14 protein-coding genes are annotated in these 21,085 nt (G+C 72.7%); 3 read left to right on the forward strand and 11 right to left on the reverse strand.

The features are described from left to right. Positions 1-84: 84 nt before the first annotated feature. The 3 genes from ACZ6BG_RS10125 to ACZ6BG_RS10135 all read left to right on the forward strand — a co-directional run bounded on the left by ACZ6BG_RS10125 (position 85) and on the right by ACZ6BG_RS10135 (position 6,400). Positions 85-3,102, forward strand: coding sequence for a lysylphosphatidylglycerol synthase transmembrane domain-containing protein (locus ACZ6BG_RS10125; RefSeq protein WP_468999350.1), 3,018 nt, complete (start codon positions 85-87; stop codon positions 3,100-3,102). A gap of 102 nt (positions 3,103-3,204) precedes the next feature. Then, entirely contained in the window at positions 3,205-4,755 is a 1,551-nt protein-coding gene (locus ACZ6BG_RS10130; protein ID WP_468999354.1) for an alpha/beta hydrolase, read from the forward strand. A gap of 70 nt (positions 4,756-4,825) precedes the next feature. Further along, positions 4,826-6,400, forward strand: coding sequence for an alpha/beta hydrolase (locus ACZ6BG_RS10135; protein WP_468999357.1), 1,575 nt, complete (start codon positions 4,826-4,828; stop codon positions 6,398-6,400). Between the two features lie 75 nt (positions 6,401-6,475). On the opposite strand, the gene moeZ is transcribed toward ACZ6BG_RS10135, so the two are convergent. The 11 genes from moeZ to ACZ6BG_RS10190 all read right to left on the reverse strand — a co-directional run bounded on the left by moeZ (position 6,476) and on the right by ACZ6BG_RS10190 (position 21,077). Next, on the reverse strand, positions 6,476-7,654 hold the full coding sequence (gene moeZ, locus ACZ6BG_RS10140) for an adenylyltransferase/sulfurtransferase MoeZ (RefSeq protein ID WP_468999360.1): 1,179 nt from the start codon (positions 7,652-7,654) through the stop codon (positions 6,476-6,478). A gap of 99 nt (positions 7,655-7,753) precedes the next feature. Further along, the gene (locus ACZ6BG_RS10145) at positions 7,754-8,515 is read right to left on the reverse strand and encodes a spherulation-specific family 4 protein (protein ID WP_468999363.1); all 762 of its coding nucleotides are present in this window, start codon (positions 8,513-8,515) and stop codon (positions 7,754-7,756) included. Next, positions 8,503-9,456 carry an NAD-dependent epimerase/dehydratase family protein gene (locus tag ACZ6BG_RS10150; protein ID WP_468451524.1) on the reverse strand — a complete coding sequence of 318 codons (954 nt, stop codon included), beginning with the start codon at positions 9,454-9,456 and terminating at the stop codon, positions 8,503-8,505. Before ACZ6BG_RS10150 ends, ACZ6BG_RS10145 begins: the two co-directional genes overlap by 13 nt. Positions 9,457-9,859: 403 nt before the next feature. Further along, positions 9,860-10,921: a hypothetical protein gene (locus ACZ6BG_RS10155; RefSeq protein WP_468999369.1), complete on the reverse strand. Its 1,062-nt coding sequence runs from the start codon at positions 10,919-10,921 to the stop codon at positions 9,860-9,862. Between the two features lie 359 nt (positions 10,922-11,280). Further along, entirely contained in the window at positions 11,281-13,317 is a 2,037-nt protein-coding gene (locus tag ACZ6BG_RS10160) for a glycosyltransferase (protein WP_468999372.1), read from the reverse strand. A 245-nt stretch (positions 13,318-13,562) separates the two neighbouring features. Further along, complete coding sequence (locus ACZ6BG_RS10165) at positions 13,563-15,254, reverse strand: dipeptide ABC transporter ATP-binding protein (RefSeq protein ID WP_468999374.1); 1,692 nt, start codon at positions 15,252-15,254, stop codon at positions 13,563-13,565. Further along, entirely contained in the window at positions 15,251-16,255 is a 1,005-nt protein-coding gene (locus ACZ6BG_RS10170; RefSeq protein WP_469000185.1) for an ABC transporter permease, read from the reverse strand. Before ACZ6BG_RS10170 ends, ACZ6BG_RS10165 begins: the two co-directional genes overlap by 4 nt. Positions 16,256-16,317: 62 nt before the next feature. Further along, entirely contained in the window at positions 16,318-17,316 is a 999-nt protein-coding gene (locus ACZ6BG_RS10175) for an ABC transporter permease (RefSeq protein WP_468999376.1), read from the reverse strand. A 35-nt stretch (positions 17,317-17,351) separates the two neighbouring features. Then, positions 17,352-19,079: an ABC transporter substrate-binding protein gene (locus ACZ6BG_RS10180; protein ID WP_468999378.1), complete on the reverse strand. Its 1,728-nt coding sequence runs from the start codon at positions 19,077-19,079 to the stop codon at positions 17,352-17,354. A 201-nt stretch (positions 19,080-19,280) separates the two neighbouring features. Next, positions 19,281-19,373: an Ms4533A family Cys-rich leader peptide gene (locus ACZ6BG_RS10185; RefSeq protein WP_335756093.1), complete on the reverse strand. Its 93-nt coding sequence runs from the start codon at positions 19,371-19,373 to the stop codon at positions 19,281-19,283. A gap of 78 nt (positions 19,374-19,451) precedes the next feature. Then, positions 19,452-21,077, reverse strand: a complete 1,626-nt coding sequence (locus tag ACZ6BG_RS10190) for a DUF3152 domain-containing protein (RefSeq protein ID WP_468999380.1) — start codon at positions 21,075-21,077, stop codon at positions 19,452-19,454. Between the last annotated feature and the right edge of the window lie 8 nt (positions 21,078-21,085).

The raw sequence follows: 21,085 nt of genomic DNA on the forward strand, positions 1-21,085 counted from the left end.
TCGTGACCGTTTCGCGCCCCCGGATTGCCCCCTGATGCCCCCCGTTGTCAGCGGGGCATGCCACCATCGTGCGGGCGGTGACTGGTGATACGAGATCAAGAAGAGGCGACGGAGCAGCAGGGCGTGCATTCCGACAAGACGGCTGGCACCTCTGCGGACACGGCGCGCCCGGACACCGATGAGCTGCTCGTGAAGCCCCACGGCGCGTCTCCCGAGTCGTCCGGCGACGCGTCCCGCAGCAAGCCCGCCGAGCCCACCGAGTCCGCCCACCTCGACTGCGCCGAAGCCGACGACGACCCCCACTCCGAGCGCGTCGAGGGCGACGAACCCCTCCTCCCCGCGCGCGTGCACCGCCCCTCCGACCTCATGCGGCTGCTCGTCGGCATCCTGGCGATCGCCGCGCTGCTGCTGATCTCCGCGTTCGCGCACGGCACGACGTCGGGCCTGGAGCAGGACATCAACGCGGGCACGGGCGAACCCCCGGACCTGCTGATGAAGCTGGCGGGGCTGACCGCGAGCATCGGGGTGCTGCTCGTCCCGGTGGCGTTCGCGATCGAGCGCCTGATCAAACGCGACGGGCTGCGCATCGCCGACGGGGTCCTCGCGGCCGTGCTCGCGCACGGCGTGACGCTGGCCACCGACCTGTGGGTGGCCAAGGCCGCCCCGGAGTCCATCCAGGACGCCCTCACCCAGCCCTCGCCGGGTGACATCAACTCCCTCACGGACCCGGTGCACGGCTATCTCGCGCCGGTCATCGCGTACATGACGGCCGTGGGCATGTCCCGCAGGCCGCGCTGGCGCGTCGTCCTGCTCGTGGTGCTGCTGCTCGAAGCCTTCACGATGCTGGTGTCGGGCAACACGACACCGTTCTCGATCATCCTGACGGTGCTCATCGGCTGGACCGTCGCCTACGGCACGCTGTACGCGGTCGGCTCGCCGAACGTGCAGCCCACCGGCCAGACGCTGCTCGCGGGCCTCAGGCACGTCGGCTTCCGGCCGGTGAGCGCGGCCCGCGAGGAGTCCGGCGACGCCTCCGACCAGGACAACCGCGGCAGACGCTACTTCGTGACACTGGAGGACGGACCGCCCCTGGACGTCACGGTCATCGACCGCGAACAACAGGCGCAGGGCTTCTTCTACCGGGTGTGGCGCAGGCTCACGCTGCGCGGCATCACCCAGCGCCGCAGCCTCCAGTCGCTGCGCCAGGCCCTGGAGCAGGAGGCCTTGCTGGCGTACGCGGCGATCGCGGCCGGGGCGAACGCGCCCAAGCTGATCGCCACCTCCGAGCTCGGCCCGGACGCCGTCATCCTCGTGTACGAGCACACGGGCGGCCGCTCCCTGGACTCGCTGCCGGACGAGGCCCTCACCGACGAGCTGCTGTGCGACACCTGGCGGCAGGTCAAGGCGCTCCAGTCGCGCCGGATCGCGCACCGCAGGCTCGCGGGCGACGCGATCCTGGTGGATCGTTCCGGCACGGTGATCCTGACGGACCTGCGGGGCGGCGAGATCGCGGCCGGCGACCTGGTCCTTCGCATGGACATCGCGCAGCTCCTGACGGCCTTCGGTCTGCGGGTCGGCGCGGAGCGCGCGGTCGCCACGGCCGTCGAGGTCCTCGGCCCGGACGCCGTGGCGGACTGTCTGCCGCTGCTCCAGCCGATCGCGCTGACCCGCTCCACGCGCGGGACGCTGCGCAAGCGGGCCCGCGAGCGCGCCCAGCGGGAGCGGGACGCCGTCCTGGAGGCCTCGCGCAAGGCGAAGGCCGCCCGCACGGAGGCCGAGAGCACGGAGGCCGAGAGCACGGAAGCGGCAGCGGCAGCGGCAGCGGAGGAATCTGGGGTCCCCGAGGCCGCCACCGCCCCCAACCCCGCCACCACGCGCCCCGACGATCCCATCTCCATCCGCAAGACGGACCCGATCGCCGCCCGCACCGCGGACCCGGCGACCGCCCGCAAGACGGAGACAGTCACCGCCCGCACCGCGGACCCGGCGACCGCCCGCAAGTCCGAGACGGCCGCCGCCCGCAAGTCCCTGCGCGCGGAGAAGCAGGCCGAGAAGCAGGCCATAGACGAGGCCCTCGAACAGGCCCGCGAGGAGGACCTGCTCACCCAGATCCGCCATCAGGTGCTGCTGATCCGGCCGACGGCCCCCGTGGAACCGGCGCAGCTGGAACGGATCAGGCCGCGCACGCTGATCAGCTTCATCGCCGGTGCCTTCGGCGCGTACTTCCTGCTGTCGCAGCTCACGCACATCGACTTCGGCACCATCTTCGGAGAGGCCGAGTGGGGCTGGGTCGCCGCCGCAGTGGCGTTCTCGGCGCTCAGCTACTTCGCCGCGGCGATGAGCCTGCTGGGCTTCGTGCCGGAGCGGGTGCCGTTCCTGCGGGCCGTGTCCGCGCAGGTCGCCGGGTCGTTCGTGAAGATCGTGGCGCCCGCGGCGGTGGGCGGCGTGGCGCTCAACACCCGCTTCCTCCAGCGCTCGGGAGTGCGCTCGGGGCTCGCGGTGGCGAGCGTCGGCGCCTCGCAGCTCTTCGGCCTCGGCTCGCACATCCTGCTGCTTCTGATCTTCGGGTACGTCACCGGCACGCAGAAGACGCCGACGCTGACACCGTCCCGTACGGTCATCGCGGGCCTGCTGACGGTCGCGGTGCTCGTCCTCGTGGTGACCGCCATCCCGTTCCTGCGGAAGTTCGTCGTCACGCGCGTGCGGTCGCTGTTCGCGGGTGTCGTGCCGCGCATGCTCGACGTCCTGCAGCGGCCGCAGAAGCTGCTCACCGGCATCGGCGGCATGCTGCTCCTGACGTTCCTCTTCGTACTCTGTCTGGACGCCTCGGTGCGGGCCTTCGCCAGCGAGGAGATGGGCACTCTGAGCCTGGCCAGCGTCGCGGTGGTCTTCCTCGCGGGCAACGCGCTCGGCTCGGCGGCACCCACCCCGGGCGGCGTCGGCGCGGTCGAGGCGACCCTGACGTTCGGTCTGATCGCGGTGGGCGTACCGAAGGACGTGGCGGCGCCCGCCGTGCTCCTGTACCGACTGCTCACGCTGTGGCTGCCGGTGCTCCCCGGGTGGCTGTTCTTCAACCATCTCACCCGTAAGGGCCTGTTGTAGGCACGGGCCCGCGGAGCGGACGCGCGCACGGGTACGCGGAGCAGGTCACCCGCACGGCCCGTGCCCCGAGCGGCGGGGCCGCCGCCCCCGCAGGATGGAGCCATGCCCAAGCTCCCGCCGCGCGCCAAGGCCATGGCCGCCACCGCCGTCCTGCTGACCGCCGCGCTCGCGGCGTGCGGCGACTCCGACTCCGACTCCTCGGACGTGGCCCTGCCGGACCAGAAGCTCAGCTGGAAGGACTGCCCGGCCCCGTCCGCCGCGGAGGGCGGCGGGGAGGCGCCCTCGCCGCTGCCCGGCGGCGCCGAGTGGCAGTGCGCCACCATGGAGGCGCCGCTCGACTGGGACGAGCCCAAGGGCGACACCGTCGACATCGCGCTGATCCGGGCGAAGGCGAGCGGCGACGAGGACCAGCGCGTCGGCTCGCTCATCTTCAACTTCGGCGGCCCCGGCGGCTCGGGCGTCACCACGCTGCCCGCCTTCGGCACGGACTACGCGAAGCTGCGCACCCGCTACGACCTGGTGAGCTTCGACCCGCGCGGCGTCGGCCGCAGCGAGGGCGTGAAGTGCGAGGACGACGAGCAGCTCGACGCGTACTACCAGCAGGACGCGACTCCCGACGACGACGCCGAGCGCAAGAAGCTCATGGACAACGTCAAGAGCTTCAACGGGGCGTGCGAGAAGAACTCCAAGAAGGTTCTCCCCCATGTGCGCACCACCGACGCGGCCCGCGACATGGACCTGATGCGCCAGGTGCTCGGCGACGACAAGTTGTACTACTTCGGCATCTCCTACGGCACCGAACTCGGCGGTGTGTACGCCCACTTGTTCCCCAAGAACGTGGGCCGCGCGGTGTTCGACGCGGTCGTCGATCCCACGGAGACACCGGAACAGGGCTCGCTCGGGCAGGCCAAGGGCTTCCAGCGGGCGCTCGACAACTTCGCCGAGGACTGCGCGTCGAAGGTCGACGACTGCCCCGTCGGAGACGACGAGCAGGACGTCAAGGACCGCATCGCGAAGCTCCTGAAGGACCTCGACAGCAAGCCGCTGCCCGCCCTGCCGCCGCGCGAACTGACCCAGACCGCGGCGACGAACGGCATCGCGCAGGCCCTGTACTCCAAGGACTTCTGGCCCTATCTCACCCAGGGCCTGGAGGACGCCTACGACGGCGACGGCAAGATCCTGATGGCCCTGTCCGACTCGATGAACGGGCGCAGCGAGAACGGCGAGTACAGCAACATCCAGGCCGCGAACGTCGCCATCAACTGCGCCGACGACAAGCCGCGCTACAGCCCCGAGGACGTCGAGAAGAGGCTCCCCGACTTCCGTAAGGCCTCGCCCTTGTTCGGCGACTATCTGGCCTGGGGCATGGTCAACTGCTCCGGCTGGGCGGTCGACGGCGCGGCCGACCACCCGGACGTGAGCGCCTCGGGCGCCGCGCCCGTCCTCGTCATCGGCAACACCGGCGACCCGGCCACGCCGTACGAGGGCGCGCGCAAGATGGCCGACTCCCTCGGCGAGGGCGTCGGCGTCGAGCTGACGTACAAGGGCCAGGGCCACGGGGCGTACGACAGCAAGAACAAGTGCGTGCGGGGAGCCGTGGACGGCTATCTGCTGAACGGCACGGTGCCGAAGGCGGGCACGGTCTGCTCCTGACCGCCCGCCGGGGCCCCTGTCAGCGGCCGTGCCTACTATGGCCTGACTGCCTTCCAAGGGGGGAAGCGTCATGCCGCGTTTCGTACGGTCAGCAGCTCTGGCCGCCGCAGGTGTTCTGGTGGCCGGGCTCGCCGTGGGATGCGGTGGCTCCTCCGACGACGACAAGGACGGGTCCGACGGGAAGCGGCCGGGGCCCACGAGGGCCGATCCGGCGCCGCGCCCCGACCCCTCCTCCACGCTGCCCGCCGCCGTCACGACGCAGAAGCTCGACTGGGGCGGCTGCAAGGCCTCGGGCAGCGACCCCGCGCCGGGCGACGATTGGCAGTGCGCGACCCTCAAGGTCCCCCTCGACTACGAGAAGCCGGACGGCGAGACCATCGGCGTCGCGCTGATCCGCGCCAAGTCCACCGGCGAGGGCGACCGCATCGGCTCGCTCCTGTTCAACTTCGGCGGACCGGGCGGCTCCGGTGTCTCCATGCTGCCGTCCTTCGCCGACTCGTACGGCAAGCTGCGCGAGCGATACGACCTGGTGAGCTTCGACCCGCGCGGAGTGGGCGCCAGCGAGGGCGTGCGCTGCCGCAGCGACAAGGAGACGCAGGCCGCGGAGCGGACCGACCTCACCCCGGACACCCCGGCCGAGGAGAGGGCGTACTTCAAGGACGCCGCGGACTTCGGCGCGGGCTGCGCGCGCTCCGCGAAGAAGCTGCTCCCGCATGTCTCCACGGCCGAGGCCGCCCGCGACATGGACGTGATGCGCCAGGTCCTCGGCGACGCCAAGCTGCACTACTTCGGCATCTCGTACGGCACCGAACTCGGTGGTACGTACGCCCACTTGTTCCCCAAGAAGGTCGGCCGCCTCACGCTCGACGCGGTGGTGGACCCGACGGCGGGCACGGTGGGTCACGCCGAGAACCAGGCCCGCGGCTTCCAGCGCGCCCTCGACAACTACCTGAAGGCCAACGGCCAGGACCCGAAGGCCGGCACGAAGAAGATCGTCGACCTGCTGCGCCGCATCGACGCGAAGCCGCTGCGCACGGACACCCCCGGGCGCAAGCTCAGCGAGTCCCTGGCGACGACCGGCATCACGGTGACGCTGTACAGCAAGCAGACCTGGCCCGCGCTGACCAACGCCCTGGAGGAGGCGGAGAAGGGCAACGGCACGGCCCTGCTGCAGTTGGCGGACGCGTACAACGAACGGGACGCGTCCGGGCGTTACAGCACCCAGAGCCATTCGCAGCGCGCGATCTCCTGCCGGGACGGCAAGGAGCGGCCGACGCCGGAGCAGGCGAAGGCCGGGCTCGACCGGTTCCGCGAGATATCCCCGCTGTTCGGCACGTTCATGGGCTGGGACACGGCGGGCTGGTGCCACGACTGGCCGGTGGCCGGGCTGCACGACAGCCCCGAGGTGAGCGCCCCCGGCGCCGACCCCGTCCTGGTCGTCGGCAACACCGGCGACCCCGCGACGCCGTACGAGGGCGCGCGGAAGATGGCGGACGAGCTGGGCAAGGGCGTCGGCGTGCACCTGACCTGGAAGGGCGAGGGCCACGGGGCGTACGGCAACGGCAGCGACTGCGTGGACGGCACGGTCAACGACTACCTGCTCGACGGCAAGGTCCCGGACGACAACAAGGTCTGCGAGTCCTGAGGCCCGGCAGCCGAAAGCCCCGCCCACCGGAGGGTGAGCGGGGCCCGGGGATCTGCGGAGATCTGCTCCGACCGGCTAGTACACCGGCTTCTCGGGCTCGATCTGGTTGACCCAGCCGATCACGCCGCCGCCGACGTGCACCGCGTCCGCGAAGCCCGCGGACTTGAGCACGGCGAGGACTTCCGCACTGCGGACACCCGTCTTGCAGTGCAAGACGATCTTCTTGTCCTGCGGCAGCGTCTCCAGGGCGGTGCCCATGAGGAACTCGTTCTTCGGGATCAGCTTGGCGCCCGGGATGGAGACGATCTCGTACTCGTTCGGCTCGCGGACGTCGATGATCTCGATCTTCTCGTCGGCGTCGATCCACTCCTTGAGCTGCTTGGGAGTGATCGTCGAACCGGCGGCTGCCTCCTGGGCCTCCTCGGAGACGACGCCGCAGAAGGCCTCGTAGTCGATGAGCTCGGTGACGGTGGGGTTCTCGCCGCAGACCGCGCAGTTCGGGTCCTTGCGGACCTTGACCTGGCGGTACTGCATCTCCAGGGCGTCGTAGATCATCAGGCGGCCGACCAGGGGCTCACCGGTGCCGGTGAGGACCTTGATCGCCTCGGTGACCTGGATGGAGCCGATGGAGGCGCAGAGCACGCCGAGCACGCCGCCCTCGGCGCAGGACGGCACCATGCCGGGGGGCGGGGGCTCCGGGTACAGGCAGCGGTAGCACGGGCCGTGCTCGGACCAGAAGACCGAGGCCTGGCCGTCGAAGCGGTAGATCGAGCCCCAGACGTAGGGCTTGTTCAGCAGCACGCACGCGTCGTTGACCAGGTAGCGCGTGGCGAAGTTGTCCGTGCCGTCGACGATCAGGTCGTACTGGCTGAAGATGTCCATCACGTTCTCGGCCTCGAGCCGCTCTTCGTGGAGGATCACATTCACGTACGGGTTGATGCCGAGGACGGAGTCCTTCGCGGACTCGGCCTTGGAGCGGCCGATGTCGGCCTGGCTGTGGATGATCTGGCGCTGCAGGTTCGACTCGTCGACCTCGTCGAACTCCACGATGCCGAGGGTGCCGACGCCCGCCGCCGCGAGGTACATCAGCGCCGGTGACCCGAGGCCGCCGGCGCCCACACAGAGCACCTTGGCGTTCTTCAGCCGCTTCTGCCCGTCCATCCCGACGTCGGGGATGATCAGGTGGCGGGAGTACCTGCGGACCTCGTCGACGGTGAGCTCGGATGCTGGCTCGACCAGGGGTGGCAGCGACACGGGGACTCCGTTGGTCGGAAGTGCGATCGGGGTCCCCCGGCCCCGCCGGGGCCGGGCTGGGGGACATCAGTTCTCCTGGTAACACTGCCATGGCCATCTTCATTCCGAGACACCTGGTCCGACCCGCGAGACGATCTCGTCCCAGTAGCCGGGCAGCGACTCCCAGGGGTCGCCGACCGGGCCGGTGTCGGTGCGGTCGGTGAAGTAGATCGTCGAGGCCCCTTGCCAGCGGGCGACGCGCAGCGCCTCGTCGAGGTGGCCGCGCGGCATGCCGTGGACGAGGTGGCAGAAGCGTTCGGGCGGGTGGTCGGCGGTCCACTCGGCCACCTGCGACCAGCGGTAGTCGCTCCAGGGTCCGGCGAAGGTCACCAACTGGTCGGCGGTGTCGGCGTATCCGGGGTGCGGGTGGGTGCCGTGGCCGAACACGATGTGGCCGTCGTCGGACCCGTCCCGCAGCAGGGCGCGCAGGGTGGTGACCGTGCGCGCGACCTCCGGGAGCGCGGTGCGTTCGGTGGGGCAGCGGCCGAGGAAGAAGCCGTCGACGAGGTACCAGTCGAGGTAGCGGTGGGCGTCGGAGACCAGCTCGCCGAAGCCGCGTGCGCCGTAGGTCACATCGAGCTGGCCGAGGACCCGGACCCCGGCGTTCCGCAGCCGTCCCGCCGCGTCCAGGGCGTGTGGGTCGGGCCGGTCGCCCGGACCGTTGTCGATATTCAGGACAACCCAGTGCAAAGGGGTGCCGGGGCGGGTGAGTTCGGCCCATTCGGTGGGCGCGAGCAGGGGGTGGGCGAAGCCGGGGACGCCGAATCCGACGCGTACGTCGGTCTGGGCGACGCCGGTGGCCGTGCTGCTCAGATGCGGCATGCCGCCTCCATCCAGATGTCGGCCAGGGACTCTTCGAGGTTGATGCGGGGCCGCCAGCCGAGCCGGTCGCGCGCAGTGCGCACGTCGGCCTGCTGCCAGCTGCCGCAGCCGTCGGGGTAGGGGTACGCGGTCGGGCCCGCGTGGTCCGGATCGGCGCGGGGGTGGCCGATGACCGGCCGGACGGCGGGCTGGTCGAGTTCGTGCAGCGCGCCGCCGTACCCGGCGACGCGCGCGAGGACGGCGGCCGCGTCCCGCAGCCGCACGGCACGGCCGGAGCCGATGTTGACGATGCCCTGGGCGGCGGAGAGGGAGGCGGCGTGCACGGCGCGGGCGATGTCGCGTACGTCGATGAAGTCCCGCTGGACGCCGAGTCCGCCGAGTTTGAGCTCGCCGTCGCCGGACTGCATGGCGCGGCGCATGGCCTCGGCGAGGCGGCCGAGCGGTGATCCGGCGGGGGTGCCGGGCCCGGCGGGCGAGAACACCCGCAGGACGACGGCGTCGAGGCCGGAGCCGAGGACGAGTTCGGTGGCCGCGAGCTTGCTGACGCCGTACGGGCCGCCGGGCCGGGGGACGGCGTCCTCGGCCGTCGACGAGCCGGGCTGGCTCGGGCCGTACTCGGCGCCGCAGCCGAGCTGCACCAGGCGGGCGCCGCAGCCGCTGCGGCGCAGGGCCTCGCAGACGGTGGCGACGGCGACGGTGTTGTGCCGGGTGAGTTCGCGGGCGCCGCCGCGGGTGGCACCGGCGCAGTTGATGACGACGCCCGGGTGCACGGCGTCCAGGAAGCGGGTGAGCGCGCCGGGGCTGCCGTTGGCGAGGTCGAACCGTACGTCCGAGTCGTCGCCCCGGCCGAGCGCGGTGAGTTGCACGGCCGGGTCGGCGAGCAGCCGGTCGGCGACGAAGCGACCGAGGTATCCGTTGGCTCCGATCAGCAGCACCCTCATCGGACGGCTCCCGGGACGGACGCTCGGAAGGTGGGGGTGGTCATCTGGGTTTCTCCTTCGGGGTGTTGCCGAGTGCGGGGAAGTTCGTGGTCCTAGGGGGTGGGCTGGCTGTGCGGACTGGGGGAGCTGGCCGGGCCGGGTGAGCCGGGCGGGCTGGGTGGGGCGGCCGGGCCGGGTGAGCCAAGCGAGGTGCGTGGGGCGGCCGGGCCCGGGGGCCGGGGCGGGGGGTGGTGGGGCTGGTGGACGTGGTGCGGCCACCGGGTCGAGTGGGGCTGGTGGGGCGCGTTCAGGTGGCGCCGCCCTGGGTGGTCGCGGCGGGGGACGGCCAGGTCGGCCACGGCGGCCGCCCCGGTCATGGCGTCCCCGCCCGCTCCCTCGGCCACGGCGGCCCGCGCCGGGGCGCTCATCGGGCCCCCTCCGCCGGGGCGTGGGCGGAGGCCCGCCCCAGGACCCGGACCGCGCGCGCCAGCAGCACCGCGGCACCCGTGGCGCAGGTGAGTGCGGCGAGCGCCCCCGTCCCCGCCGCGTCGACCAGGCCCTCCACCGGTGCCGCGAGGAACCCGCAGCCCGGCAGGCGGCCCGCGAACAGCAGGGCCACGGCCGCGGCCTGCGCGGCGCCGACCGTCGCGTACACGAGGGCGGGCGCGCGGCGCGAGCCGTGGGCGCGCAGCATCCGGCCGAGCCACAGCAGCGCGGCCAGCGCACCGGCCCCGATCGCCGAGAGCGCCGTGCCCGGTCCCGGCACGGGCAGCGCCCGCACGCCGACGATCAGCGCGCCGACCGCGCCCAGGAACAGCGCGAACACGACGATCAGCAACGGACGTACGGAGGCGGCGAATTCGGCGAGGCCGCGGCTCGCGTCCAGCCTGCCGCCCGCCCGTACCGCGAAGAGCCGCGCGCACCACGTCCCGGGCGCGACGGCGCCCGCGAGCACGACCGCCGCGGCGGTCGACGGCGCCCAGGGCCCGTCGGGGCCGCCGGACCCGGCCGCCCGCAGCAGACCGTCGCCGAGCAGGGCGTACGCGAGGAGCCAGCACACCCACGTGTGCGTGGGCCGGGTGGCGGGGAGCGCGGCGCGCAGCGGGCCGTACCGCAGGGCGATCCCCGCGGTCGCCGCCACGGCGAGGGCGCCGCCGAGCAGCACCGCGAGGCGCGGGCGCCCCTCGACCAGACCGAGCCCCACGACGGCGAGGGCGCAGGCCGCGCCGGGCAGCAGCACGAACACGGCCCACCCGGGCGGGACTTGAGCGGTGGTGTCACGGCGTACCGCGTGGGTGTCGTCGGCCAGGGCGTCCCACGCCGCGCTGTCCTGCGGCACGCGGGCGTACATCTCCTCCGCGAGCGCGAACACATCGCGGTGCCGGAACAGCGCGGCCGTCCGGTCGGTGACCCCGTGCGCCTCCAGGCCCGCCGCGATCTCCAGTGGGTCCACGGCGCGCTCGCACAGCTCGCGGTGACGGTGCATCAGCGCTTTCACCGGGTCGGCGGGGCCGCGGCGGGGGCCGGGCGCGGACGGTTGTGCGGGGGATGCCGGGGATGCTGGGGATGCTGGGGCCGGTGCGGGATCTTGTACGGGGGTCGGTGCGGGATTCCGCAGGGGAGCCGTTACGTGATCCTGTACGGAAGCCGGTGCGGGATTCCGTACGGCAGCCGGTGCGGCATTCCGTACGGGAGCTGCTCCACCGCCCGAACCGGGCGCACCCTCCCCCGCGCCCGCCGCCGTGGCTGCCGCCGCCCCGCCCGCCAACTCCGCCGACCGCGCGTCCCAGCCCCCCGCGCCACCGGGCGCCCGAGGCACATCCACCGACCGTTCCGGCCACCCCGTCATGACAGCGCCTCCCTGAACCCGAGTCCCAACCCGGGCCGCCCGCCGCCCTGTTGTCGCGCCGCGACCCAGCTCGGCGCGGGCGCGGGGGCGGCCGCGGGCACACCGGAAGCTCCGGCAGGCCCGGACGCACCGGCCGCCCCGCCCGTCCCGGTGTCCACCGCGCCGCCGACAGCCCACCGCCCCGGCACGTACGCCTCGGCGGGGCGCGCGAACGGCACGGGCTCACCCGCCTCGTTCAGGACCTCACGGCGGGCCGGGCAGTGCGAGACGATCTCCAGGTAAATGCCGTTAAATGCTGCGAGGTTCTGCTCGACGGTGAAGAGCTCCAGGGCCCGTGCCCGGGCCGCCGCCCCCAGGCGCGCACGGCGCTCGGGGTCGCGCAGAAGCGCCACGCACGCCTGCGCGAGCGCCCGCGGATTGCGCGGCGGGACCACGAGCCCCGTGCCGCCGATGACCTCGACCACGGCTCCGACGTCCGTCGAGACGGTCGCGCGCCCGCAGAGCATCGCCTCGATGAGGCTGATCGGGAAGCCCTCGACGACGCTGGACAGGACGACCACACCGCCCGCCGCGTACGCGTCCGGGAGGTCGGGCAGCTCCGGGCCGCCGATCTCCTCGAAGGACACGGGGTTGCAGCCGACCGCGTGCGCGCCGTCCGCCTCGTCGGGGAAGAGCTGTGCGGCGAGGGCGCGGCAGTGCGCGAGGTACGCGGCCGCCTCGGGACCGTCCGCGAGGGCGCCGACTATGCGCAGGCGCGCCTTGGGCTCCTCCTTGCGGACCTCGGCGAAGGCGTGCAGGAGCGAGATCAGGTCCTTCGCTGGCTCGACACGGCCGACCCAGATCAGGGTCTCGGGCTCGCCCGGGTCCTCCCGCTCGCCGACCTCGCCGAAGCGGGCCGCGGGCAGTCCGGGATAGACCGTGCGCAGCTTCGCCCGGTCCGCGCCGCACCGTTCCTGCCAGCGGCGCGCGTGCGCGTTGCCGGGGGTGATGAGGGCGGCCTGCCGGTACACCTCGGCGGCGAGGCGGCCGTGGAAGGAGGCGAGCAGGGCGCGGGCGGGCGCCGCGAGGCCCGTGTCACCGCCCCCGCCACCACCGGCACCGACCTCGCGACCGGCACCAGCCGCCCCAGCCGCACCGGAACCAACTCGGGCCCCAGCACCGACCCCGGCCCCAAAACCCGCACCAGCACCAGCACCAGCCAAATAGTGCGCCCGAAGCTGCACCCCGTACTCGGTGACCAGCAGCGGCACCCCCGCGAAGTGCTTGGCGAGCAGCCCCGGCAGCGCGGCGCCGCCGCCCGCCGTGGCGTGGCAGACGTCGACCGCGCCCAGTTCGTCGTCCCCGTACCAGTCGAGGGACAGCGGGCGCAGCACGCGCTCCAGGCGGTCCGCGACGGCGAGGAGATCCGGTACGCGGGCGGCGCGGGCGGCACGCAACGCGCCCGGCGCGCGGCAGGCGCTCTCCAGGGCGCGCACGGCGGCTTCGGAGCGCAGGGCACCGCCCAGGCCTCCGGTGTCACGGGCAAGGTCGGCGAGCTCGTACAACGCGCTGCCGAAACGGTCCGCCAACTGGCCGGAGCTGTTCCGCTCCCCCGGGCCCGCCCCGCTTCCCGGCTCCGCACCGGCTCCCGAACACACCACCCGCGCCAGCTCGCCGAAGCTCTCGGCGAACCTCCGCCGCACCCGCCACCCGAAACCGAACCCGGAACCAGAGCCGAAACCGGAGCCGCCGCCGAGCCCGGAGCCACCACCGAAGGCCCCGGAGCCACCGCCGGACCCCGACCCGCACCCGGACCCGGCCCCCACCGCACCTCCGACCGCCGAACCCCCCACCCCCCACAGCGGAGCGCTCCGCACCCGTCGCACCTGCGGCGGCAGCGCCACCCACCCGCGCGCCTCCTGCCGCTCGCTCCGGCTCAGCGCGTACACGTCGAACTCGTGCTGCCCGAGCCCGCGCACGAGCCGGTCGCACCAGAGCCTGGCCTCACCGTCCACATACGGATAACCACCCTCCGTAAGCAGTCCTATGCGCACGCGTGCACCCCCGATCTCCCATATGGGGAGCCGCCGTTGGACCGGCGGCTCGCAGCGGGACGAAGGTATGCGGACATGACGGTGGCGCGATGGACGGTTGTCCATCGCGCCACCAGAAGGGGTGAAGAGCCGTAACTTTCCCGCGCCGGTCGCGTTCCGTCGCGCTATAGCGGACCTAAAGCTGGCTTACAGCACAGCAAAAGCCGCAAGAGTCAAGATTCCACCCGGCATTCCCTCACGGAGTGTCACGCTGCGGCCAGCTCCTTCCCGGTGCCGCCGCCGTCGCCACCCTCCGCGCTCTCTGCGCCCTCCGTGCCCGCCGTGCGCGCCGCCCGTGCGGCGGCCGCCACGCGCCGACGCGCCGCCCGCCGCTCCTGCGCGGCCGCCGGGTCGAGCGCGGGCACGGCGGCGAGCAGTTGGCGGGTGTACGGGTCCTGAGGCTTGCCGTAGACCTCGTCCACGGACCCGTACTCGACGATCCGCCCGCGCCGCATCACCGCGACCTTGTCGCTGACCTGACGTACCACCGCCAGATCGTGCGCGACGAAGACGAGGGCGAGCCCCAGCTCCCGCTGCAGTTCGGCGAGCAGCGCCGTGACCTGCGCCTGCGTGGTGACGTCCAGGGCGGAGACCGGTTCGTCGCAGACGATGAGGCGGGGCTCGGCGGCGAGCGCCCTGGCGATGCCGACGCGCTGGCGCTGGCCGCCGCTGAACTCGTGCGGGTAGCGGCCGTAGTGCGCGGGGTCGAGGCCGACCCGCGTCATCAGATCGCGGACGCGGGTGCGGATCGCGTCCTCGTCGCGGTCGCCCCGCGCCCGCAGCGGGTCGGCGATGGACTCGCCGACCGAGCGGCGCGGGTTGAGGGAGGCGACGGGGTCCTGGAACACCATCTGCACACCCGGCACGACGCCCTTGGCCTGCTTCTCCGCACCCCCGTAGCGGAGTTGCCCGGCCGTCGGTTCGAGGAGGCCGACGAGCATCCGGCCGAGGGTCGTCTTGCCGCTGCCGCTCTCGCCGACGACGCCGAGCGTCTCGCCGCGCCGCACGCTGAGCGACACCCCGTCGACGGCCGCGAAGGCCTTCTTGCCGCGGCCGAAATCGCGCCGCAGCCCGTCGGCCTCGACCACCACGTCGCCGAGGTCGCCGGAGCGCTCCTCGCGGACGGCGTCCACCCGGGGCACGGCGCCGAGGAGCTGTCGGGTGTACGACTCCCGCGGCGCCGAAAGGACATCGGCGACGCCGCCGCGCTCGACGACGTGCCCGTGCCGCATGACGAGCACGTCGTCGATGCTCTCCGCCGCGACGCCCACGTCGTGCGTGACCAGGAGCAGCCCCATGCCGGTCTCCTCGCGCAGCCCGTGCAGCAGGTCGAGGATCTGCGCCTGCACGGTCACGTCCAGGGCGGTCGTCGGCTCGTCGGCGATGAGCAGTTCGGGTTCGCAGGCGAGCGCCATGGCGATCAGGGCGCGCTGGCGCATGCCGCCGCTGAACTCGTGCGGCCGGGAGCGGGCGCGGCGCGGCGCGTCGGGGATCCCGACGCGGTCGAGCACCTCGACGGCCCGGGCCCGGGCGGCGCGCCGGGAGGCCTTGGCGTGCGTCCGGTACACCTCGGCGATCTGGTCGCCCACCGCGTAGTACGGGTCGAGGGAGGACAGCGGGTCCTGGAAGACCATCGCGGCGACCGGGCCGCGCAGCCCGCGCAGTTCGGCGTCCGTGGCCGCGCCGACGTCGGTGCCGCCGACGCGTACGGAGCCCGTCACGCGGGCGCCCGTGCCCCGGTGGAGCCCGAGCAGCGCGGACGCGACGGTCGACTTGCCGGATCCCGACTCGCCGACGAGGCCGAGGGCCCCGCCGCGCTCCAGCGTGAAGGAGACCGAGTCCACGGCACGCACGTCGCCGAACTCGACGCTCAGGTCGTCCACTTGGACAAGGCTCATGACAGCACCACCCGTCGGTCGGCCACCGCGTACAGCACATCCGCGACGGCGTTGGCGAGGACCACGAAGAAGCCGGTGACCATGACCATGCCGACGACCACCGGCAGGTCGACGACCCGGACCGCGTGCACGAGTTCACGCCCGAGCCCGGGAAGGCCGAACAGCGTCTCGGTGAGCAGCGCGCCGCCGAACATCGACCCGAAGTCGTTGGCGCTGAGCGCGATCACGGGGGCGAGCGCGCCGCGCAGGGCGTGCCGCCCGACGATGGACCGCTCCTTGACGCCGTACGCGCGGAAGGTGCGCACATGGTCCTCGGCGAGCGTCTCCAGCATCGAGGCGCGCGTCAGCCGGGCGTACTTGGCGGCCTCGATGAGCGCGAGCGACACCCAGGGGAGCAGCAGGTTCCACGCCCACTGCTGCGGGTCGTCCGTGAAGGGCACGTACTGCGGGAACGGCAGCCACTGCAACTGGCCGCAGACCAGGATCATCAGGATCAGGCCGATCACGAACACGGGCGTGGCCGTGCCCGCGAGGGTGACGGCGGTCAGGACGCGTTCCGTCAGGCGGCCGCGCCGCCAGGCGGAGAGCACGCCGGTGCCGACGCCGAGGATCAGCCACAGCACCATCGCACCGAGCGCGAGCGATCCGGTGACGGGCACCTTGTTCAGGATCAGCTCGGTGACCTGCTGGTCGGTCTGGTACGACAGGCCGAGGCAGGGCGCGTCGCAGTGCAGCACGCCGGTGCCGGTGGAGTAGTCGTGGCCGACGAAGACGCCGCTCAGGAAGTCCAGGTAGCGCGTGTAGATCGGGTCGTCGAGCTTCAACTGCTCGGAGACCTGCTGCACCTGGGCGGGCGAGCAGCGCGGGCCGCAGGTGATCTGGGCGACGTCGCCGGGCGCCACGTAGAAGACGGCGTAGATGACGACCGACAGCACGAAGAGCGTGACGACGGCGCCGAGGACGCGTCGTACGACGAAGCCGGTGAAGCCGCCGCCGAGCAGACCGCCGAACCCGCGGGCCTTGGTGACGACGGAAGCGGACACAGAAGCGGACACGGTCGCGGTCACGATCCGCCCTCCCGCTTCCGGCCGGTGCCGATCCGGAGCCGGGACGCCGCCCGCGGGTCGAGCGCGGTGCGCACCCCGTCACCGAGGACGGTCAGCGCGAGCACGGTCACGAACAGGGCGGCGGCGGGCAGCAGCAGGTACTGCGGGGCCGCCTGGTACCAGACGTCGGCCGAGGTCAGCATCTGTCCCCAGGACGCGGTGGGCGGCTTCACGCCGACGCCGAGGAAGGACAGGGCCGCCTCGACGGTGATGTTCGTGGGGACGAGCAGCGCCGCGTACGTGATGACGGGCGCGGCGAGCGCGGGCAGCAGTTCGCGGCGGGCGATCCGCACGCCGCTCCAGCCGCTGAGCCGGGCCGCCGCCACATGGTCGAGGGACTTCAGCGAGATGGTCCTGGCGCGCACGACCTTCGCGATCCCGCCCCAGCCCACGAACCCGACGACCAACGCGACGAGCACCGGCCGCGGGAAGCCGCTGGGCACGACGGCGAGCAGCGCGAGCGCGAGGACCATCAGGGGCAGCGCGACCATGACGTCGGTGGCGCGGCTGAGCGCCTGGTCGAGCCAGCGCCCGCCGAGGCCGCTGGCGAGCCCGACGCCGACGCCGATGGCGACCTGGAGCACCGTGGCGACGGCGGCGACGCCGAGGGACACCCGGGCGCCGTACACGAGCCGTGCGAACAGGTCGCGGCCGGTCTGCGGTTCGACGCCGAGCCAGTGGTCGGCGCTCATCCCGCCGAACGAGCCGACGGGCACGCCGCCGCGGGCGGAGTCGACGAGACCGGGGTGGTACGAGGTGGGGTCCTGGCCCTCCAGGGCGGTGAGCAGGGGCGCGGCGAGCGCGACCAGGACGAGCAGCGCGACGACGGCCGCCGCGACGAGGGCGGCGCGCTGCGTGCGCAGCCGCCGCCAGAACTGACGGGCTCCGGAGGCGGCGGCGGGTGCCGTGGTGGCACCCGCCCCCGGGGTCTCCGAGGCCAACAGGGCCTCACTCATGACAGATTGACCTGAATCCGTGCTTCGGTGCCGTGCTACTTGACCGCGACCTGGGAGACGTCGAGGACGCCGGTCCAGTCACTGATCACGACGTTCTTGATGTCCTTGCCGTACAGGCGCTTGTAGACGGGGTGGAACAGCGGCACGTTCAGGGCCTTGGCGCCGATCTTCTTGTCGAGGGCGCCCCAGCGCTTCGCGGCGGCGGCGTGGTCGGTCAGCTTGTTGATCTCGTCGATCTCCTGGTTGACCGACTTGTCGTTCAGGAAGCTGGAGTTGAAGTTGTAGCCGTCCTTGACGATCTGGCGGCCGTCGAAGATCGGGGCGAGGAAGGGGCCGCCGGAGGGCCAGTCGGCACCCCAGTGGGCGAGGAACAGGCCGGGCTCGTCCTTGGCGTCGTGGACCTTGTCCTCGTAGTCGTTGTCCTCAAGACCCTGGAGCTTGACGGTGATGCCGGCCTTCTTCAGGGCGTCCTGGAGGGCGGTGGCGATCTCCGGGCTGGTCTCGAAGTTCTTGTCGTTGGAGTGCGTGAGCGTGATGGTCAGGCCGTCCTTGTGACCGGCCGCCTTCAGAAGCTCCTTGGCCTTCTTGGCGTTGCCGGAGGCGCCCGCCGGGAAGTGGTCGAACTTCGTGTATCCGAAGGATTCCTGGTTCGGCAGGAACGTGGTGGCGGGCTCGGCGAGCGAGGAGCCGCCGGCCGCGTTGACGACCGAGGTGCGGTCGACGGCGTAGGCGATGGCCTGACGGACCTTCGGGTCGTCGAACGGCTTCACCTTCGGGTTGAAGGCGAGGTAGTTGGTGTAGCCGAAGTGGCCGGTGCCGACCTGCGCGGCGAGCTTCTTGTCGCCGCTGACCTTGGCGAGCTCGGCGGGCCCGAGGTTGGTGTCGGTGGTGATCGCGGCGGCGTCGGCGCCCTGGCTCGCGGAGAGCCGCTGGTTGATGACGGACGAGTTGAGGCCGGAGCGCACGTCGATCTTGTCGGGGTACGCCTTGCGCTCGGTGTCGGTCTTCGCGGACCAGTGCGGGTTGCGCTCCAACTGGAGCCGCTCGCCGTCGCCGCTGTTCTTGACGACCTTGTAGGGGCCGGTCGAGACCGGGTGCTCCTCGTACTTGGTGCCCTTGTCCTTGGCCTTCGGCACGGGCGCGAAGGACGTCTGCGTGGCCACGTAGTCGAAGTCGCCGACGGGCTTGTTCAGCCGGAAGACGATCGTGTGGTCGTCCGGCGTCTCGACGGAGTCCAGGCCCTTCTTGTCCTTGTAGGGGCCCTGGTACTTGTCGCCGCCGATGAGCCAGTCCCGCAGGAAGGGCGCGCCGCCGGACAGTTCGGCGGCGAAGGAGCGCTCGATGCCGTACTTGATGTCCTTGGTCGTGACCGGCGTGCCGTCCTCGAACGTGACCCCCTTCTTGATCTTGTACGTCCACACCGTGGCGTTCTTGCTCGGCTTGCCGAGGCCCTCGGCGAGGTCGGGGACGACCTTGGTGCCCTCGGCGCCGTCCTCGCGGTTGCGGGTGGTCAGGGTGCGGAAGACGAGGCTCGGGACGTTGCCGCCGCCGGAGGTGTACAGGCGCGCCGGGTCGAAGTCGCTCTGCGGGTTGCTGTTGAGGACGGTGAGCGTGCCGCCCTTCTGCGGCTTGCCGCCGCCGCCCGCCTCGTTCTTGTCGTCCGGGCCCGCGCAGGCGGCGGCGCCGAGGGACAGCACGACCAAGGTGGCGGACGCCACTGCCACGCGACGGGATATGACGGACTTCTGACGACGCAGACGCATCGGAGTGCCTCTCGGAAAGCGAAAGAGAAAGATTCAAGGATTCGCGAGAGCCCACCCAGGGCGACGCACGCCGAGCGCGGCTTCGGGTTGCCGCAGCCCGCCACGCACACCACCCGAAGACGGTTCGGGCACACGGCGGGGAGAATTGCGGCAGAGCCGGGAAAAACGAAGCGGAAGCGACGCACTCGCCGGGGGCGGGCGTCAGCGACAGTGAATGTCGGCCACGCAGAGCGCGGTCACGCCGAACAGCGCCAGCTCAAGGGCGGCGCTCACGGAGGCGTGACGGATCGACATGCGGAGAAATATGAACGATGCCGCGCGGAAAGTCAACGCGATGCCCGGTTCGTCCCCCGTACCGGTGCCGACGCCGGCTCAACTCTCCGGGAACGCCCAGGGGTTGGCCTTGCAGCGGATTCCGTCGTGGTCGAGGAACTTGGTCTGCTGCTGCATGACCGGCGCCAGCTCGCCGTCGCGGCGGCAGTCGACGTGGCCGTAGCCGAGCCGGTGGCCGACCTCGTGGTTGATGAGCATCTGTCGGTACGGGTGGATGCGGTCGCCGTAGGTCTTGGCGCCCCGGGCCCACCGATAGGCGTTGATCATGACGCGCTCGGTCGACGCGGAATCGCAGGACACATTCTGCTGGAGCGTGTCGAGTCCGGATTTGGCGCACCATTTCGCGGTGGTCACAGGGCTGGCCAGCGTAATGACGAAGTCGGGTTTCCCGGAGGAGATCCGCTCGAAGGTGCGGCCGCCGCCGTGCGCCCAACTCCGCTTGTCGTTCAGGGTCTTCTGCACAGCCTGCGCGAACAGGCCGCCGTCAAGACCCATGCCCTTCTCGATGTCGACGCGGTAGCGGAATTTCTGCCCCTTGCCCGGCGCCTTGTCGAATCCGCGGACGGCGTCGAAATCCCCGGACGCGGCGAGTTTCGCGTCCAGCGGGTATTTCTTGCCCATTTTCTCGTCGTACGTCGCCGGGCGGGGCGGCGCGGGCTTGGCCGGCGTCGGCCGGTCGTCCGAGCGGGACGCCGGGTCGCGGCCGTCGCGGGTGTCGCCGCCCTTGTCCGCGGCGCGGGCGGGCGAGCTGTCGTCGCCTCCGCCGTCGGCGACCTGACCGGCCACGATGACGGCGAGGACGGTGGTGACGGCCGCGGCGGCGATGCCGGTGACGGTGCGGGCGCGGTTCTTCTCCCGGCCCTTGGCGGTACGGGCGTCGGGCCCGCCGTCGTCGTCGCCGTACGGGTCGGCGTCGTCATCGGCGCCGCCGTCACCGCCGTCGAAGCCGTCGGACTCCCAGGCCGTCACGGACTCGTACGGGTCGCGGGGCGGGGTGCGCCGCGGGGCCGCCGCACGCGCGGCGAAGAGGTCGGCGTCGTCGAGTTCGCCGAGGTCACCGGGCGCGCCGGAGCCGTCGAAGGCGTCCACGTAGTCGGGCCGGGGCCCCGGAGCACCAGGCCCGCGCGCCCCCGGCGGCACGACGCCGTACCCGGCCCCCATCCGGGGCCCGGCGCCCCCGACCTCACCCCAGCCGCCCCCGGCCTCCCGCTGCTCGGGGTGCCCGCCACGCACGTGCGGGGTGCCGCCGGGCGGGGTCTGGCGGGGGACGCCGTGCGGGGGCGTGTGCTGGGGCACGCCGTGCGGGGGCGTGTGCTGGGGGAAGCCGTGGGCCGGGGTGTGCGCGGGATCGGCGCCCTGCGGGGCCTGTCGGGGCAGGCCGTGCGGCGGGGTGTGCTGCGGGAAACCGTGGGCGGGCGTGTGCGCCGGGTCGCCGTACGGAGGCGGGGGCTGCGGGATGCCGTGCGGGGGCGTGCCGTCGGGGGCCGTGCCGCGTCTGCGACGGCCTGAGCCGCCGCCCTGCGCGGGGGCGGCCGGGGCCGACGGGGGTGCCTGGTTCGGCTGTGGTGCCTGGTTCGGCAGGGGCCTGGGGGTCGCGCCCCCTATGCCGGAGGTGCCGGTGGTGTCCGAAGTGGCGGCCGGGCCGCGGCGGCTATGACGTCCCACGCGGCGCC

This window comes from Streptomyces sp. NPDC041205 (genome assembly GCF_055591765.1).

Coding starts and splice junctions, on each gene's coding strand:
- ACZ6BG_RS10185 (WP_335756093.1), bottom strand. CDS start 19,373: ATGTCGATCCGTCACGCCTCCGTGAGCGCCGCCCTTGAGCTGGCGCTG.
- ACZ6BG_RS10155 (WP_468999369.1), bottom strand. CDS start 10,921: ATGCACCGTCACCGCGAGCTGTGCGAGCGCGCCGTGGACCCACTGGAG.
- ACZ6BG_RS10180 (WP_468999378.1), bottom strand. CDS start 19,079: ATGCGTCTGCGTCGTCAGAAGTCCGTCATATCCCGTCGCGTGGCAGTG.
- ACZ6BG_RS10130 (WP_468999354.1), top strand. CDS start 3,205: ATGCCCAAGCTCCCGCCGCGCGCCAAGGCCATGGCCGCCACCGCCGTC.
- ACZ6BG_RS10135 (WP_468999357.1), top strand. CDS start 4,826: ATGCCGCGTTTCGTACGGTCAGCAGCTCTGGCCGCCGCAGGTGTTCTG.
- ACZ6BG_RS10165 (WP_468999374.1), bottom strand. CDS start 15,254: ATGAGCCTTGTCCAAGTGGACGACCTGAGCGTCGAGTTCGGCGACGTG.
- ACZ6BG_RS10150 (WP_468451524.1), bottom strand. CDS start 9,456: ATGAGGGTGCTGCTGATCGGAGCCAACGGATACCTCGGTCGCTTCGTC.
- ACZ6BG_RS10145 (WP_468999363.1), bottom strand. CDS start 8,515: ATGCCGCATCTGAGCAGCACGGCCACCGGCGTCGCCCAGACCGACGTA.
- ACZ6BG_RS10175 (WP_468999376.1), bottom strand. CDS start 17,316: ATGAGTGAGGCCCTGTTGGCCTCGGAGACCCCGGGGGCGGGTGCCACC.